General features: G+C 70.8%; 17 protein-coding genes and 1 tRNA gene. 7 read left to right on the forward strand and 11 right to left on the reverse strand.

Going from position 1 to position 15,046, the window contains the following annotated elements; all coding sequences use genetic code 11:
- Nucleotides 1-79 precede the first annotated feature (79 nt).
- The 3 genes from Van01_RS31580 to Van01_RS31590 all read right to left on the reverse strand — a co-directional run bounded on the left by Van01_RS31580 (nucleotide 80) and on the right by Van01_RS31590 (nucleotide 4,829).
- A complete protein-coding gene (locus tag Van01_RS31580; protein WP_204015401.1) occupies nucleotides 80-2,365 on the reverse strand; it encodes a HelD family protein in 2,286 nt (761 codons plus the stop codon).
- A gap of 95 nt (nucleotides 2,366-2,460) precedes the next feature.
- Nucleotides 2,461-4,299: a tetratricopeptide repeat protein gene (locus Van01_RS31585; protein WP_204015404.1), complete on the reverse strand. Its 1,839-nt coding sequence runs from the start codon at nucleotides 4,297-4,299 to the stop codon at nucleotides 2,461-2,463.
- Between the two features lie 68 nt (nucleotides 4,300-4,367).
- Nucleotides 4,368-4,829 (reverse strand): MarR family winged helix-turn-helix transcriptional regulator, encoded by a 462-nt coding sequence (locus Van01_RS31590; RefSeq protein WP_204015406.1) that lies wholly within the window; start codon nucleotides 4,827-4,829, stop codon nucleotides 4,368-4,370.
- A gap of 48 nt (nucleotides 4,830-4,877) precedes the next feature.
- Here Van01_RS31590 and Van01_RS31595 point away from each other — a divergent pair, with 48 nt between their 5' ends.
- A complete protein-coding gene (locus Van01_RS31595) occupies nucleotides 4,878-5,399 on the forward strand; it encodes a VOC family protein (RefSeq protein WP_204015408.1) in 522 nt (173 codons plus the stop codon).
- A gap of 47 nt (nucleotides 5,400-5,446) precedes the next feature.
- Nucleotides 5,447-6,301, forward strand: a complete 855-nt coding sequence (locus tag Van01_RS31600; protein WP_204015410.1) for a hypothetical protein — start codon at nucleotides 5,447-5,449, stop codon at nucleotides 6,299-6,301.
- Here Van01_RS31600 and Van01_RS31605 read toward each other — a convergent pair.
- Together Van01_RS31605 and Van01_RS31610 are read right to left on the reverse strand one after the other, a co-directional pair.
- Nucleotides 6,276-6,782 carry a potassium channel family protein gene (locus Van01_RS31605; protein WP_204015412.1) on the reverse strand — a complete coding sequence of 169 codons (507 nt, stop codon included), beginning with the start codon at nucleotides 6,780-6,782 and terminating at the stop codon, nucleotides 6,276-6,278. The two genes, Van01_RS31600 and Van01_RS31605, sit on opposite strands and share 26 nt — an antisense overlap.
- A gap of 119 nt (nucleotides 6,783-6,901) precedes the next feature.
- On the reverse strand, nucleotides 6,902-7,075 hold the full coding sequence (locus Van01_RS31610) for a DUF4236 domain-containing protein (protein ID WP_099846875.1): 174 nt from the start codon (nucleotides 7,073-7,075) through the stop codon (nucleotides 6,902-6,904).
- Nucleotides 7,076-7,319: 244 nt separating this feature from the next.
- Here Van01_RS31610 and Van01_RS33900 point away from each other — a divergent pair, with 244 nt between their 5' ends.
- Together Van01_RS33900 and Van01_RS31615 are read left to right on the forward strand one after the other, a co-directional pair.
- Nucleotides 7,320-7,397, forward strand: a complete 78-nt coding sequence (locus Van01_RS33900) for a putative leader peptide (protein ID WP_373306315.1) — start codon at nucleotides 7,320-7,322, stop codon at nucleotides 7,395-7,397.
- 125 nt (nucleotides 7,398-7,522) lie between these two features.
- Nucleotides 7,523-8,113, forward strand: a complete 591-nt coding sequence (locus tag Van01_RS31615; protein WP_204015414.1) for a flavin reductase family protein — start codon at nucleotides 7,523-7,525, stop codon at nucleotides 8,111-8,113.
- A 34-nt stretch (nucleotides 8,114-8,147) separates the two neighbouring features.
- On the opposite strand, the gene Van01_RS31620 is transcribed toward Van01_RS31615, so the two are convergent.
- Nucleotides 8,148-8,603 carry an RrF2 family transcriptional regulator gene (locus tag Van01_RS31620; protein WP_204015416.1) on the reverse strand — a complete coding sequence of 152 codons (456 nt, stop codon included), beginning with the start codon at nucleotides 8,601-8,603 and terminating at the stop codon, nucleotides 8,148-8,150.
- A gap of 96 nt (nucleotides 8,604-8,699) precedes the next feature.
- Entirely contained in the window at nucleotides 8,700-9,599 is a 900-nt protein-coding gene (locus Van01_RS31625) for a helix-turn-helix transcriptional regulator (RefSeq protein ID WP_204015419.1), read from the reverse strand.
- Nucleotides 9,600-9,827: 228 nt separating this feature from the next.
- Here Van01_RS31625 and Van01_RS31630 point away from each other — a divergent pair, with 228 nt between their 5' ends.
- Nucleotides 9,828-10,604 carry a glucose 1-dehydrogenase gene (locus Van01_RS31630; protein WP_099846871.1) on the forward strand — a complete coding sequence of 259 codons (777 nt, stop codon included), beginning with the start codon at nucleotides 9,828-9,830 and terminating at the stop codon, nucleotides 10,602-10,604.
- 201 nt (nucleotides 10,605-10,805) lie between these two features.
- On the opposite strand, the gene Van01_RS31635 is transcribed toward Van01_RS31630, so the two are convergent.
- Nucleotides 10,806-11,237: an SsgA family sporulation/cell division regulator gene (locus Van01_RS31635; protein ID WP_007457244.1), complete on the reverse strand. Its 432-nt coding sequence runs from the start codon at nucleotides 11,235-11,237 to the stop codon at nucleotides 10,806-10,808.
- A gap of 520 nt (nucleotides 11,238-11,757) precedes the next feature.
- On the opposite strand from Van01_RS31635, the gene Van01_RS31640 reads away from it, so the two are divergent.
- Nucleotides 11,758-12,213 (forward strand): TIGR02611 family protein, encoded by a 456-nt coding sequence (locus Van01_RS31640; RefSeq protein WP_239099415.1) that lies wholly within the window; start codon nucleotides 11,758-11,760, stop codon nucleotides 12,211-12,213.
- Nucleotides 12,214-12,263: 50 nt separating this feature from the next.
- Nucleotides 12,264-12,338 (forward strand) — tRNA-Val (locus Van01_RS31645).
- A 471-nt stretch (nucleotides 12,339-12,809) separates the two neighbouring features.
- On the opposite strand, the gene Van01_RS31650 is transcribed toward Van01_RS31645, so the two are convergent.
- From Van01_RS31650 to Van01_RS31660, 3 genes are all read right to left on the reverse strand, one after another.
- A complete protein-coding gene (locus Van01_RS31650; protein WP_204015425.1) occupies nucleotides 12,810-13,178 on the reverse strand; it encodes a hypothetical protein in 369 nt (122 codons plus the stop codon).
- 329 nt (nucleotides 13,179-13,507) lie between these two features.
- Nucleotides 13,508-14,236 (reverse strand): class I SAM-dependent methyltransferase, encoded by a 729-nt coding sequence (locus tag Van01_RS31655; protein ID WP_204015428.1) that lies wholly within the window; start codon nucleotides 14,234-14,236, stop codon nucleotides 13,508-13,510.
- 341 nt (nucleotides 14,237-14,577) lie between these two features.
- Nucleotides 14,578-14,784 carry a hypothetical protein gene (locus Van01_RS31660; RefSeq protein ID WP_204015431.1) on the reverse strand — a complete coding sequence of 69 codons (207 nt, stop codon included), beginning with the start codon at nucleotides 14,782-14,784 and terminating at the stop codon, nucleotides 14,578-14,580.
- Nucleotides 14,785-15,046: the final 262 nt, after the last annotated feature.

Genomic DNA, 15,046 nt, shown 5'->3' on the forward strand with positions numbered 1-15,046 from the left:
TCTCTGTGAGTGCCGCTAACCTCATGATCAACGCGGTCAGGCAGGGGCGCGGTCAGGCAGGGGTGGGTGGGGGGTGCGGTCAGGTGGGGGTGAGGGTGGTTAGGCGTTGGGTGGCGCGGGTGAGGGCTACGTAGAGGTCGCTGGGGCCTCGGGGGGACTCGGCGATGATGCGGTCGGGGTCGACCACGATCACCGAGTCGAACTCCAGGCCCTTGGCCTCGGCGACGGTGAGCACCACCACCCGGCTCTCCAGCTCCGGTTGCTCGCCGACGGCCGCCTCCGGCAGGGCCGCTGTCAGCGCGGTACCGAGGTCGTCGACCCGGCCGGTCGGGACGATCACCCCGAGCCGACCGTCGGTCAGCCCCGCCGCCTCGGCCCTGGCGACCGCCACCAGCTCCGCGGCGAGCGTCTCCGCCGGCACCGCGCGCTGCTGCGGCGCGAAACCGCTTGAGCGTACGGCGCGCGGCGGGCGGAGCGTCGGATCGATCTCGGCCAGTACGTCGGCCGCGACCTCCATGATCTCGGCGGGGGTGCGGTAGCTGACGGTCAGCTCGGTCAGCCGCCACCGGTCCGCCACGTACGGCGCCAGCGCCTCCGCCCATGACGGCGTGCCGGCCAGCGCCCCGGTCTGCGCCACGTCACCCACGATCGTCATCGACCGGCTCGGGCAGCGGCGCATCAGCAGCCGCCAGGCCATCGGCGACAACTCCTGTGCCTCGTCGACGATGACGTGCCCGAACGCCCAACCACGGTCGGCCGCGGCGCGCTGGGCGGTGGTGAGCCGGTCCGCCTCCTCCTGCCGCTCCAGCAACCGGTCGGCGTCGAGCAGGTCGGTCACGCCGAGGATCTCACCACCCTCGGCCTCGTCCTCCACGTCGATCGACCGCGAACCCCTGGCGATCTCCAGCACGCCCTCCGCGTACTCGCGTTGCAGGGCACGGATTCGGTCCCGGCGGGCGGCGGCGGCCCGGTCGTCCTCGCCGAGCAGCTCCGCCGCCTCGTCCAGCAGCGGCACGTCCGCAGGTGTCCAGCCGCCCGGCTCGCGGTGCAGCGCGGCCCGCTCGCCGTCGCTGAGCATGGGCGCGGCGGCGTCGATGCGCTCGGGTGCCGCGTACAGGTCGGCGAGCAGGCGCTGCGGCGTGAGCACCGGCCACAACTCGTCCAGGGCGGCCCGGACCTCCGGCTCCTCGCGCAGCTCGCGGCGGATCTCGGCGCGGTCGGCCTCTTCGAGCAGGTTCTCCCCGCCCAGCGGGTCGGCGCCGATGCGCTCGGCGACCTGGTCGGCAAGCGCGTGGATGACCTCGATGTCGAAGACGGCGCGGGCCAGGTTGTGCGGCCGGCCGCTGCGCCGGGCCCGGTCGCGCGCCGCGTGCACGGTGGCCGGGTCGAGGACGAGGACCTCGCGCTGCGGCAGCTCGATCTCCAGCGGTTCGTCGGGCACCCGCTGCCGATCGCGTACGGCGTTGGCGAGCACCTCGGCCATGGCCAGGCGGCCCTTCAGGGCGGCGGTGGTGGCGGGCTCGGACCGGTGGGCACTGACCCCCGGGAACAGATCGCCCTGGGTACGCAGCAGCACGCCCGTCTCGGCAAGTGCGGGCAGCACCTGCGAGATGTAGCGCAGGAACGTGACGTTCGGGCCGACCAGCAGCACGCCCCGGGTCGACAGCTCCCGCCGGTGGGTGTAGAGCAGGTACGCGGCCCGGTGCAGCGCCACAGCGGTCTTGCCGGTGCCCGGCCCACCCTGCACCACGAGCACCCCCGGCAGGTCGGCCCGGATGATCCGGTCCTGCTCGGCCTGGATGGTCTCCACGATGTCGCGCATCCGGCCGGTCCGTCCGGCGTTGAGCGCGGCCAGCAGCGACGCCTCGCCGGTCAGCTCCTCGTGGGCGGTGGGGGAGGCGGAGGCCAGGTCGAGCACCTCGTCGTTGAGACCAACCACCTTCCGTTGCCGGGTACGCAGGTGCCGACGTCGCCGGATGCCCTGCGGATTGGCGGCGGTGGCGAGGTAGAAGGCGCGGGCGGCCGGGGCGCGCCAGTCCATCAGCAGCGGCTCGTAGTCACCCTCGGTGTCGAAAATGCCGATCCGACCGATGTAATGGCGCTTGTCGCCGTCGGTGTCCAGCCGGCCGAAGCAGAGGCCGTTCTCCACCGCCGAGAACTGCTCGACCTGGTCGGCGTACATGCGTACCGAGCTGTCCCGCTGAGAGCGGGCCTGCAACGTGCCGCCGGTCGACCGCAGTTGCTCGGTCAACCGCGTCGTCGCCTGGTCACGCAGGTCGTCGAGGCGCTGGTAGAGCATCGAGACGTACTCCTGCTCGCGGCCGATCTCGTCGTCGGACGGCGAACCGCCGGAGTGCCTTGACAATCCGTCTCCCGATTGGCTAGAATTCGCGTTCAGGACGGCTTTTACAAGCCGTTCTTTTTTGTGCCTGAACTGCCAAAGATAGCGCGTGCCGACGGTCAGCGGCGCTCGGTGCAGACCTCACCGGAGCGGGCGACGGTGTCGGTGGACCAGGCGACCGCGACAGTGAAGCAGTAGTCGAGGCTGCGGTTGAGGCCGTAGACGACGAAGCTGTCGCTGCCCGCGGGCAGATCCGCGAAGGGGCTCTGCGGCTGGCCGTTCCGGCCGCCCGAGACGATCACCGGTCCTTCCGCGCCGGCCGGGTACGTCCACCGCAACGTCACACTGTCCCGGTTGTCGCGCAGCGACAGCCCAGACGGCGCGGCACCGGGGGAGGCGGGCGGCGCGCCGCTGGCCGTGGCTGCCGGCGGTGCCGCGCCGCTCGGGTCACCGCTCGCCGCCGGTGGCGTCGGATCGCCGCCGCCCACCCGGGACACTCCGGCGATGACCGCCGCGGCACCGAGCAGCACCACGAGGACTCCGGCCGCGACTATCAGCACCAGCCGGTTCGGCTGGCCGGCCGGCTCCGGTACGGCGGTAGGGCGTACCGGCACGGGCAGCAGGCGCGACGGTGGTCCGGGACGTTCCGGCTCGACCCGGCGCAGCCGGTACACCCCGGGAGCCTGCGGCGTGCCGGTCAGCCCGACCACGTTCGGCGGTACGGCGCCGCCGGCCGGGGGCGGCACCTCGGGATACGGGTCCGGGGCGGGCTGTTCGGCCGCCGGCCCGGCCCACCAGTCCTCGGGTGGCCCGGCCGGGCCGTCGACCGGCTGCCGTGGCGTGGGCACAGGCGACGCGGCGGCGTTCCCCGAAGGACCGCCCGGCGGGTACCCGTGGCTCGGGTGGTAACCCTCCGCCGGGTGCTCCTCCCGGTCGACGTGCTCCTCCCGGTCGACGTGCTGGGCCGACCGCCACGGCTGATCGTCCTGCACCGGGGTGGCCGCCCAGGACGGATCGCTGTCCGACGTGGTGGCCCAGTCCGGCGGCGGCTCGGAAGCAGGCGTCGGGTCGTCCGGCGCCCAGGTCGGCGCGGCAGCGGCCCAGGTGGGCTCGTCCGGCGGCGGCTCCGGCGACGCCGTGGACGGCCAGGTGTCCTCGGGCCGGCGCGGGTGCGGCCAGGTCGCGGTGGGTGGGGTGTCGTCGGTGGACGGGGTACGGGCGGCCGGTACGACCGGCTCCGCCACGCTCACCGGCGGGTTGTCGGCGCAGACGTGGGCCGGGTTGGCCGCCGCCCGGGCCAGCGCCGCGACCTGGGTGGCCAGCGGATCGTCCGCGGGGAGGTGCTGGCGGGCCAGTTCCCGGGCCAGGGCCAGGTTGTCCTGCGCCTCGGCGAACTGACCACAGTCGCGCTGCATCGAGCCGAGCCGGGCCAGCATCTTGATCCCGCTCGGATGCCCGTCGCCGTAGACCTCGCGGTGCAACTCCCACGCGTCCTGGAGCCGGTCCCGGGCGACCTGGCACTGACCCCGGGCGTACTCCACGGTGGCCAGGTCGGCGTGGACGGCGAGGACCCGCAGCGACTCCGGCCCGTCCGACGCGGTCAACTCGATGATCACTTCCTGGTACAGCCGCGCCGCCCGCGACCAACTGCCCACCCGGTGCAGCACCGCCGCCAGGGTGGCCGCGGCGGCCACCGTACGCGGATCGGAGCGGCCGTACAGCCGGGTGCTGGCGGCGTACGCGTAGGCGGCCCAGCCCCGCGCCGAGTGCGGCTCGCCGAGCGCGACGAGCACCCGCGCGTGCAGGCTGGCCGCCTCGGCCAACTCGGAGGTGGCGTTGGCCGGGCGCGGGTCGGCGCCGGTCAGCGCGTCGGCGAGCAGCCGTTGGGCACCGGCGAGATCGCCGGCGGAGACCAGGTCGTGCGCCTGATCAGTCAGTTCACCGAAGCCGGAGGGCACGCCCCATCGTGCTCATTCGACGACGATTAGTACAAGACCCGCGCCGGAGTGGTTCGGTCAGGATCCGGTCACGCCCGCCTCAGGCGTTCGGCCAACACCTCGCTGATCCCGCGTAACTGCTCCACCTGCGTAGGGCTGAGGGCGTCGAAAAGGTGTCGGCGTACCCCCTCGACGTGGCCGGGTGCGGCGGCGGCGAGTTTCGCGAAACCCTCGTCGGTGAGGTGGGCGATCTGGCCGCGCCGGTCGGTGGGGCAGTCCTCGCGACGCACCCAGCCGGCCGCCTCCAGGCGAGCCACCGCGTGCGAGAGCCGGCTGCGGGAGGAGCCGCTCGACTCGGCCAACTCGCTCATCCGCAGGCGCCGCTCGGGCGCCTCGGAGAGGCGTACCAGGATCTCGTAGTAGGCGTGCGGTATACCCGCGTCGCGTTGCAACTCGCGGTCGAGCGTGTCCATGAGCGCCCGGGAGGCGGTCAGGAACGCCCGCCAGGTGCGCTGTTCGTCCGGGTCCAGCCAGCGGGTCATGACCGGCATCATAGCGCGTTAGTTGAACTCTCAACTAAAACGGGCTACCGTTGGCGCATGGGAATCCATCGCCTCAACCACGCCGTCCTCTACGTCAGTGACCTCGACCGCAGCGTCGCGTTCTACCGCGACGTGCTGGGCTTCCGCCGGGTACCGATGACCCCGGAAGGCTTCCGGGGCGCCGCCTTCCTCCAGGCGCCCGGCTCCACGAACGACCACGACCTCGGCCTGTTCGAGGTCGGTGCGGGCGCCGGTCGGTCGACCGCCGGCCGGGCCACCGTCGGCCTCTACCACCTGGCCTGGGAGGTGGACACCCTCGACGAGCTGGCCACCACCGCCCGGCGGTTGACCGAGGCCGGCGCGCTTGTCGGCACCTCCGACCACGGCACCACGAAGAGCCTCTACGGCCAGGACCCGGACGGGCTGGAGTTCGAAGTGGTCTGGCTGGTCCCCGCCGACCGGCTCGACGACGCCGCCCTCGCCGCCCGGACCAGGATCGGCCGCCTCAACCTGCCCGCCGAGATCCAGCGCTACGGCGGGGACACCAGGGGCGGCGTCGGCATCTCGGTCCCGGTGTGACAGGCGTCGAGGCGGGCCGGCGTGGCCGGGTGCGGTAGAACGGCAGCATGCCGACCGACGCCGTAGGGCACGCGCCGTTCCTCCGACACCTGGACAGGTGGGTGCCGGCCGCGCTGCGCCGCGCCCGCCGGGCCACAGTCGCCCTCGGGTACGACGGCGGTGACCCCACTCTGGCCGAGCAGACCGTACGCCTGGCCGGTGAGCACGCCGCCCGGCTGCGCGGCTGCCGGCTCACCGTCCTGGTGCTCGCCGAAGGCACCGAGGCCCTGCCGGCCCGGCTCGGAGCCGCCGAGGCAGGGCTGCCGGCCGAGGTCGCCGTACACCTGATGCCCGGCCCGCCCACCCGGCTGCCGGTGGCCCTGCGGGCGGCCGGAGCCGCGGGCGCGCCAGTGCTGTCCTACCTGGAGACCGACGACCCGGTGGCACTGAGCGCCGCCGCGGCCGGCCGGGCCGCCGAGACCCTCGTCGTCGCCAGGGCGGCCACCGGCCTGCGCGCGGCGCTCATCGACGCCGGGTTCGCCCTGGCCACCGAGGTCGAGTTGGTCGACGTCGACAGGCGGATCGGCTTCGGCACCGGCTCGGACCGCAGCGTTGAGGAGCTGAAGGAAACCCTCTGGGCGGCCGGTTCACGGTTCCGTGACCCGGACGGCGAGCCGCTGACCCCCGCCGATTGGGTGGAGCCGGCGCCGTTGGGCCGGGCGCTGCTTGCCGAACTGGACCGGCGTGGCCCGCGCACCGTCACCGAGCTGCGCCGGTACGCGGTGACCGAGACCGCCTACCGGGCGGTGGACGCGGTGCGGGCGCTGTCCGACCTGCTCGACGCCGGCCGGGTGACCCGGACCCCGCCGGACGGTCGGCTCGGCGGCGACGTACTCGTCACACCCGCTCGGTCAGGCGCTTGACCACGAGCGAGAAGCCGGTGGCGATCACCCCGATGCTGAACACCATCTGCGCGCAGACCAGCACCCGGGCGAGCTGCCCGTGGGCGTGTACGTCGCCGTAGCCGATCGTGGTGAGCGTGGACAGCGCGAAGTACAAGGCGTCGACGCGGGTCTCCAGATTGACGAACTGTGCCGGCGCGACCCGGGCGATCACGTAGTCGGCGAGCGCGAAGGCGAGCAGACCGGCCATCAGCGCGAGGACCAGGTGCGTCATCGGGGGCGCCGCCCGCTCCCGCGTGGCGGCGACGATCTGGCGGCGCACCTGGCCGGTGACCAGCCAGGCCACCACGCCGAGAATCAGCAGCGTGAGCGCGATGCGCAGGCCGAGCCGGGTCGGGTCGGGATCGGACTCCACTGGCACGACGAAGTAGGTCACGAAGAGCAGCGCACAGGCCAGCGAGGCCCGCCGCCGCGTCAACCGATGATCCGGTTTGTGTTCCATGTGGAGATTGTCCGGCCGGCCGGTGTGCGATCGCTACGACCCGCCCACGTCACCGGACCCGGACCCGGAAAAGCGTCGGGGCGCCGGAGGTTGCCGGCGCCCCGCTGAAGGTGGGGATCTCAGGACTTGTCCTGCTTCCAGTGCAGCGGCCCCGGCAGGTCCACGCGGTGTGCCCGAGCCCGCGAGTTCCAGGACCAGCGACCGAGCTTGATGCTCCAGGACGAGAAGCCGTTCTGCGTGAAGTGCAGGATCAGCGGCCCGAACTTCTTGCGCTTACGCAACATCACACCCATTGTGGGGCTCCCTTCGAGACTTCCCGAACGGGCAGGAACATGCCCGGAACGTCGATTCGTGAAACCCGATGGGCTCCGAGGTGTCCAGCCGTGGTCAGATCGGCTGGCTCATGTCCTATCTAACAGGTGGGTCTTACTCTATTAATATCCCTGCTGTAATCCTGATCCATCCTCCTGGTCTGAGGAAATCCCATGAAGTGGAAGACCGTTGACCGGGCCGATCGGCGGCGGGCAGCATGGCCTCATGTCGCAGCGGGCCGAGCTTCTCCTCACCGCTCGCGTGCACGTCGACCTCGTCCGGCACGCAAGCGCGCTCTGTTGAGCTGACATCGAGTCAATCCGCCTCCAGCATCGCCTCCGTCGCGCCCGACGCATCGCCAGCGCCGTGCCGGTACCGCCCGAGCCCGGGACTCGTCCACCGCGAGGTGGACAGATCAGGAGACCACCATGTCCCCTCCTCGTCATACCTTCGCCGACGTCACTGCTGCGCGGCCGCGCGCCGTGGAATTGCGGCCCGTCGATCGGAACCTGTTCCGTACGCTGCTGCACCAGCAGGCCAGCACCGTAACCGTGGTGACCGCCGTGGCACCGGGTAGCCGTCCGAGCTGCCTCGGTGACCTGGGCGAGCCGCTGCGGACCGGGTTCACCGCCACCTCGTTCACGTCGGTCTCACTCGACCCGCCGCTTGTCTCTTTCTGCCTCGGTGTCGACTCGTCGAGCTGGACAGTGCTGGCCCGCGCCGAGCACGTCGCCGTGCATCTGCTCGCGGCCGATCAGACCGAGGCCGCGCGAGTCTTCGCCACCAACGGCATCGACCGGTTCGCCGCGTATCCCGGATGGACTCCCGGCCCGTTCGGCGTACCCCTGCTGGGCGGGGTGCTGGCCAGTCTGCTCTGCCGGGTGGTGCACCGGGTGCCGGCCGGCGACCACAACGTGGTGATCGCCGAGCCTCTCGCCCTCAGTGGGGGAGCGGGGGGCGAACCACTTGTCCACCACCGTGGTGGCTACACCACCACGGCCTCTGCGGTCGCCGCGTGACCACCGCCGGACCGGTTCGCCGCGTCCCTGTCCGTCAGCGGGGTTCCCAGGCGTCCGGCAGGGTGGTCAGGCGGCGGACGTGGGCGGGCAGTCGGCCGTCGACCAGGTCGGCCAGGCTCACCTCGTCGACCACCCGGCGCAGTGCGGCGCGGACCGCGACCCAGAACTGCGGCAGGTGGGCGGCGACCCCTTCGTACTGTGTCTCCTCCGGACGCATCCCGCGTACGCCGGCCAACGGGCCCTCCGCCGCGCGCAGCACCGCGCCGACGGTCACCTCGCGGGGTGGTCGGGCCAGGGCGTAGCCGCCCTCCGCGCCACGCTGGGCCCGAACGATGCCGGCCCGACGCAGGTCGGCCAGGACCGCCTCCAGGAATTTGCGGGGCATGTCCTGCTCCGTGGAGATGGCCTGGGTGGACAGCAGCGACGGGTACGCGGCGGCGAGGCTCAGTGTCGCCCGTACCGCGTAGTCGCCACGCGCGGAGATCTGCACCCCGCCATCATGCCCAATGCGTGCCGGCCGGGGCCGCACCGGCCACCGCAACCACCCGGCCGGACCGCCAGGCCGGCGTCACCCGGCACGGTGCCGTCATGCTCGACGGGCGTCGAGGCGCGCTTCGGCGGGTGGGCGCGGGCGCACCACCGGGGCCGGCGCGGGCCGCTCGCGGGCGGCCCGGAACGCGCCCGGGCTCATGCCGACCTCGCGGGTGAAGAACCGGCCGAAGTTCGTCGGCTCGGAGAAACCGAGCTGCCGGCCGATCCGGGCGATCGGCTCGTCGGTGGCCGCCAGCAGCCGGCTGGCCTGGAGCGCGACCCGCTCATCCACCACCTGCTTGGCGCTGCGCCCGGTGATCGCCAGGCAGGCCCGGGTGAGGGTACGCACCGAGCAGCCCAGCCGGTCGGCATAGTCCTCGACCCGGCGGGTGGCCTGGTAACCCCGTTCCACCTCGCGGCACAGCCGCCGGAAGGCCTCCTCCTCCGGGCGCGGCGTCCGTCCCGTACCGGACGGCAGCATGCTCAACCGCAGCAGCAGCACGCTCAGTTGATGGCGCAACAGGCTGCGGGCGGCCTGGGTGTCCTGGTGCCGGCTGGCGTCCACGGTCAGCTGGCTGACCTCGTTGATGATCGCGTCCTCGTCCTCGCCGGCGAGCTGGACCCAGTTGGGCACGTGGTGGGCGTCGACGTCGAGCCCGTGCAGCGCCTCCGGATGCCAGCGGACCACAGTGGCGTCCAGCTGGGGCAGGGCACAGCGCAGCACCTGACCGGGACGGATCCGCAGCAGCGTGCCGGGCCGGCACGGCAGGGCCCGGAAATCCACCTCGGCGAGCCCGTGACCACTCGTGGTCAACACGATCAACTCACGGTCCAGCAGCGCCGGCCGTCGCCACCCTGAGTCGGGTGCGAGGTCACCGAGCGTGATCGTGTCGATCTCGATCGGATGGGTGGCGGCGTCGGGCAGCGCCGTGGCGAGGTGACCGGAAGGGACCATCACCTGCGACGTTAGCCCGAGCCCGGCCGGTACGCATCCCTCGCCACCCGGGTATCGCGGGCCGCCGGCACCGATGCGCGGATGCCCGTCGGGGTGGGGTTGTTCCCGATGCGGCCGGACGATTAGGTTACTGATGGGTAGTGACCTGGTCGTCGTGGCGCTCCGAGCGGTCCGTGGCGGCGGCCCCGACGCCGGCCGCCCCCAGGCCGGGTACCGCAAGGGGATGGCATGAAGGATCTGTTCTCCGTCGACGGCAAGACCGTCCTGGTCACCGGCGGCTCGCGGGGCATCGGCCTGATGATCGCCCGGGGCTTCGTCGCCGCCGGCGCGCACGTCATCATCTCGTCCCGCAAGGCCGAGGTCTGCGAGGCGGTGGCCAAGGAGCTCGCCGCGCACGGCCGCTGCGAGGCGATCCCCGCCGACCTGGGCCGGGACGAGGGCGCGCAGCACCTCGCCGCTGCGGTCCGGGACCGGGTCGACAAACTGGACGTACTCGTCAACAACGCCGGCGCCACCTGGGGCGCGCCGCTGGAGAGCTACCCGGAGAGCGCGTTCGACAAGCTGTGGGCGGTTAACGTCAAGGCTGTCTTCCGGCTGACCACCGCACTGCTGCCGGCCCTGCGCGCGGCGGCAGGCCCCGACGATCCGGCGCGCGTGATCAACATCGGCTCCATCGACGGCATCCGGGTGCCGATGATGGAGGTGTACGCGTACTCGGCCACCAAGGCGGCGGTGCACATGCTGACCCGCAGCCTGGCCCACCAGCTGGCCGGTGAGCAGATCACCGTGAACGCGATAGCCCCCGGGCCGTTCGAGAGCAAGATGATGGCGTTCGCGCTCGACGACCCCGGTTCCCGCTCCGCCATCGAGGCCCAGGTCCCGCTCGGCCGCATCGGCCGCCCCGAGGACATGGCCGGCACCGCGATCTACCTCGCCTCCCGCGCCGGCGCCTACCTCACCGGCGCAGTGATCCCCGTAGACGGCGGCCTAACCACCCACGGCTGACCCCCCGTCACCTTCTTGATCACCCCCCCCGCCCCCCGCCCCTACCCCGCGATCATGCAGTTGTGGCACCTGTTTCGTGCCGTTCAGCCACCTTTGTCAGGTGCCACAACTGCATGATCGACGAGGCGGCGGGTTGGAGCGGGGAGAGATGGGTGGGGCCGCGCGGATTCGGCAGATCCGCGCGGCCCTGGTTGCTGTCTGTCAGCGACCGGCCAGGAGCCGGTTCACTGCGGTGTCGACGTCCAGGTGCTCGGCCTCCCGGCCGCGCGGAACGACGACGTAGGTCCGCCGCAGGAAGCGCACCAGCACGCTGCGCGGCACCTCGAACAGGGCGTTGCCGTCCGGCGACGACAGCGCCAGCGCGACGAAGTCGCCGCGCGGGGTGGCCCAGGGCCAGACCCGTACGTCCCCGATGCCCGCCGGCTCGTCCAGTCCGGTGACCAGCAGTTCGCGGGCGAAGGACCAGCTCACCGCCTCGCCGCCTGCCGATTCGGCATGGAATAGGACATGGACCGCATACGGGTCAGCAGGGTCGTAGCGCAGACTGGCGCGCACCGGCAGAGCGGTGGCGTCAGGTGCGACGAGCCTTAGCGACGTCTCGACCTCTACGGTCGTCGGTCGGATGACACTCATGAACGTTCTCCCCCCGGCACCGCTGCGGAACGCGCGTGTCCCGCTTTTCCCATACTCAGCCGCTACTCCTGGCTACGCTCCGCCATGCGCTGACTTCACCCAGTGGTGGGAAGGGGGTCGGAACGGCCTCGTGAATGTGAAAATTCATCTAGGATTTCCGGTTCTGCCCAGTGGGTTCATCCTGCCCGGCATCGGGTTTGTTGAGTCGTCGACTTACTCCGGTAACGTCCAGTCGGCGGTTGCAGTGACGGGCCCGCGCCACACTGGGGCGTGAAATGGCCGCGGACGCGATCCTCAGTGGATGCGGCGACCGAGGCGAGACCCGTCGAACGTCGCGGTCCGCACAGCCGAACAGCGGGGGTACGGGGTGCCGAAGAAGCGGAGAAACCGGCACGGTCGGTCAGTGATCGATCGCAGCCGGATGAGTGATCGCGGCACGGCGACGGGCCGGCCACGTAACGGACGTGGCTATCCAGGGGGAACCAGGGGTAGGTCGACCGGAATGGGGCATCGTGGGGAGATGGCCGGGAGCACGAAGCGCGAGGGGGGTGGTGTCGCCGTGTCCGAGCGCCGCTACCCACCACCGTGGCGGCAACGGATATCCACCACCCTCGCACTGATCCGGGCCAACCCCACCGGCCGGATCGCCCTGAAGATCATCTTCGGGGTGCTCGGTGCCCTCGTGGTCACCATCGGCATCGCGCTCATCCCGCTGCCCGGCCCCGGCTGGCTGCTGGTGATCGCCGGCCTCGGCATCTGGGCCGTGGAATTCCACTGGGCCAAACGCCTGCTCGCCTTCACCCGCCGCCACGTCCACGGCTGGACCGCCTGGGTGAAGCGACAATCACTGCCCGTACGCCTGGTCATCGGCTCGGTCGGCCTGGTCTTCGTCGCCGCCGTCGCCCTGCTGTCGATCAAGTACAGCCTCGGCATCGACGTGATCGCCCAGGTGCTGCGCTACCTCGCCACGAACTGACCCCGGGTTCGCGGTCCACGCGCCCGATCGGGTAGAGTCATCCGCGCTGAGGGCGATTAGCTCAGCGGGAGAGCGCTTCGTTCACACCGAAGAGGTCACTGGTTCGATCCCAGTATCGCCCACCATCGATATGAGCAGGTCAGAAGCTCCTTGCCGGAACGGTCGGTAACGAGCTTCTTCGCTGTCACCCCTTAAATTGGGAGCAGTTTGGGAGCAGGCTGGCGATGACACGGGCCGGGCCTCCCCGCCCGCCATTCCCGCTGCCGACGAGCGCGCGGTCGCTGTCGAGATCCGTCAGAGCAGGATCGGGAATCCCGAAAGCCCGGACGAGTCGGTCCTTGGGCCGGTGGGCGTCGCGGAGATTCTGCTGCCCGCCATTGACCTGCAGGCACTGTCGACCTTGTCCCACCGAAGTGGTCACAGTTCGCTGCTCCCCGTCTGGATGGCGCCGGCTGTCGTCCCGGCCCCCGCTCAGGCGAAACACCGCCCGCAACTCCAAGACCAGATCGCCGAACCGCCACCGACGCAGCGTGGTCACATCGCCGACCGACTCCAGGCGCGGTCACGTCGAGATGCGTGTACTCGGACGTGTTCGACTATGTTACGAAGTCGTCTGCGCGCGGGTCGGCATCCCACCCAAGCCGAGCCAGTTCCCGAAGGACTGCTCGCGCACGAGGAGTCCAGAAAAGCAGAACTTGATCACGTTCTGCGGTCCTGAAGGACACCGCGAGTGCAAGGGCCCAATGCCTGGCCAAGATCGGCCCGTGTGGCAATGCGGTCACCTCAGCGTGCTGCAACACGTCCGAGCCGGCCCGCGACGAAAAAGTCAATGTGCTGTCCTCGACCCAGAGGCATACTGACGGCCAGCGCATCCGCTTGAGGACGCGCAGTGAATCGCCGCGGGTGAAGTCACGACGATCGACATAGGTAAGTCCACCGCGTGCCAGCAAGGTCTTGGAAGCCATCGCGGGATGATATGCCTACAGCCCGTCAGCTCGGCGCGCGCCGGCAAGCCTCAGCGGTTCCGCAGGAACCTTCATGGTCCTGTACGGATCAAGTAGCGGTCGAGCGGGGGCGCTGGTTAGGCATTCTGCTCGTCGAACGGCTCGTCACTCCACCGCCACCACGCCTCGTCGCCATCGAGGTGGAGAAGAAACTCAGGAACCTCCTGGCCATCCGGGTACCGAAGCGTCACGGCGTTCCGGACGGTCTCGTACGGAGCGCAGCCGCTGCCCATGGGCAGGCGCGAGGACACGCCCGAGAAGGGTGCGACCATCGTTCAGTGTTGGTGCGGTCAGTGCGTTCGTTGCGCCACGAACACGTACTCCCGCCCAGGACGGTCTGGGGCCTCGCGGACGTCGATCGTGGTAAAACCACTGGTCACCAGGGTCTCCTCAACCTCTGCTTGACTGCGGAACCTGAGGGTGGAGTCCGACTCCACCGAGAAGCCGTCAGAGGCGAAGGTGTACGTGTACCGGAAGGAGACATATGGCAGCGCCACCCTGGTGACTGCCATGCGCCGTTCGACCTCACCGATGCCAGGAAGGTTTCGGGTGGCGGGGTCAGTGTCGACGACCCATTCCTCCCAGGCGCGGCGCTGCGGGCGTCTCGTCTCGAACACGAGGTGGCCGCCGTCGCGTAGCGCGCCATGGATGCCCTGGAGTGTCGCGCTCCAGTCATCGTCGCGAAGGAAGACTTGAGCCACGTTGCCGGTCGTCAGCGCGATGTCAGCTGACAGCGCGGGGAGCGTCGTGGCATCCCCGTGGAGCCAGTTGACCGATGCGGCGCCGGGTTTGGATACCGCCGCCTTGAGGGAGGCAGCGGCGGGATCAACGCCGGTTACCTGTCGTCCACTTCTCGCCAGCAGGATGGCCAGGGATCCGGTACCGCATCCGATGTCGAGCACGTGCCGGGCGTCGAACTCGTCGACGATGCGAAGATATGCGTCGAGGTCTGCGCGGTCGCCATCGAACGCATCGTAGACAGGCGCGAGGCGCGGGTGGGCAAAGATCGCGTCGGGCATGGCACAGCACCGTAGCGATACGGAATGTCCGAGACCAGCAATAATCGACGCGGTTGCGATACCGCTCATGCCGCACCGAACGCGGCGGCCTGATGTACTGCGTTACCGCTTCTGTGCTCGGTACTTCCGGAGCAGCGCGGTAATCTTGGCGTAGTTGCGGGCGCTGTTCAGCTCGTTGAGCAACCGAGTCGAGTCTGCTGTTGCGACAGCGCCGGGACTGACGGTGCACTCAGCGTCACCCGAGTGGCTGGCCCTCACCGTCCTGCAACGAGCCTGCGGGTGCGGCTGGACGCCGGTAGCGACCACAGCTACTGAACACGGCCGTGACCAGAGGTCCGAAGTCAGCCGCTTCGACGGTTGCCGTACTGGCGAGGACTCTGCACCGTGCCGGAACGGCCGTGGGCGCGGCTCGCGGTACCCCCGATGTGGTTGGCGGTGGCCTTACCCTTGGACCGGCGTGCCGCCCGGTTCTCGAAGGGTTGTGGTTGCTCCTCGGTTCCCGCTTCGACGTCAGCGGTGGCATCGGCGTCGCTGCTGGCATCGGTCATCAGGGTCTCCTCGTGCTGCTCAGGACTGGGCTGTTCGCTGCGGATCTGGAAGCGTGGCCACCGCGATACGCAGACGGTAGCGGGCAGGTCGACCCGAGTCGGGACCGAGTGCCCGGTACACCGTCCAGTCACGCCAGAGCCCTCGCCAGGGCGATCCAACCACGACACCGTCCGAGCAACGGATTTGCCGCAATCCGCGCGTAGGCCGCTGCCCGGCGCAGCGCACTCGATCGTGGCCGATGAGAGTGCGTTCGCGGACTGT

This window comes from Micromonospora andamanensis (genome assembly GCF_016863495.1).
GTDB lineage: Bacteria > Actinomycetota > Actinomycetes > Mycobacteriales > Micromonosporaceae > Micromonospora > Micromonospora andamanensis.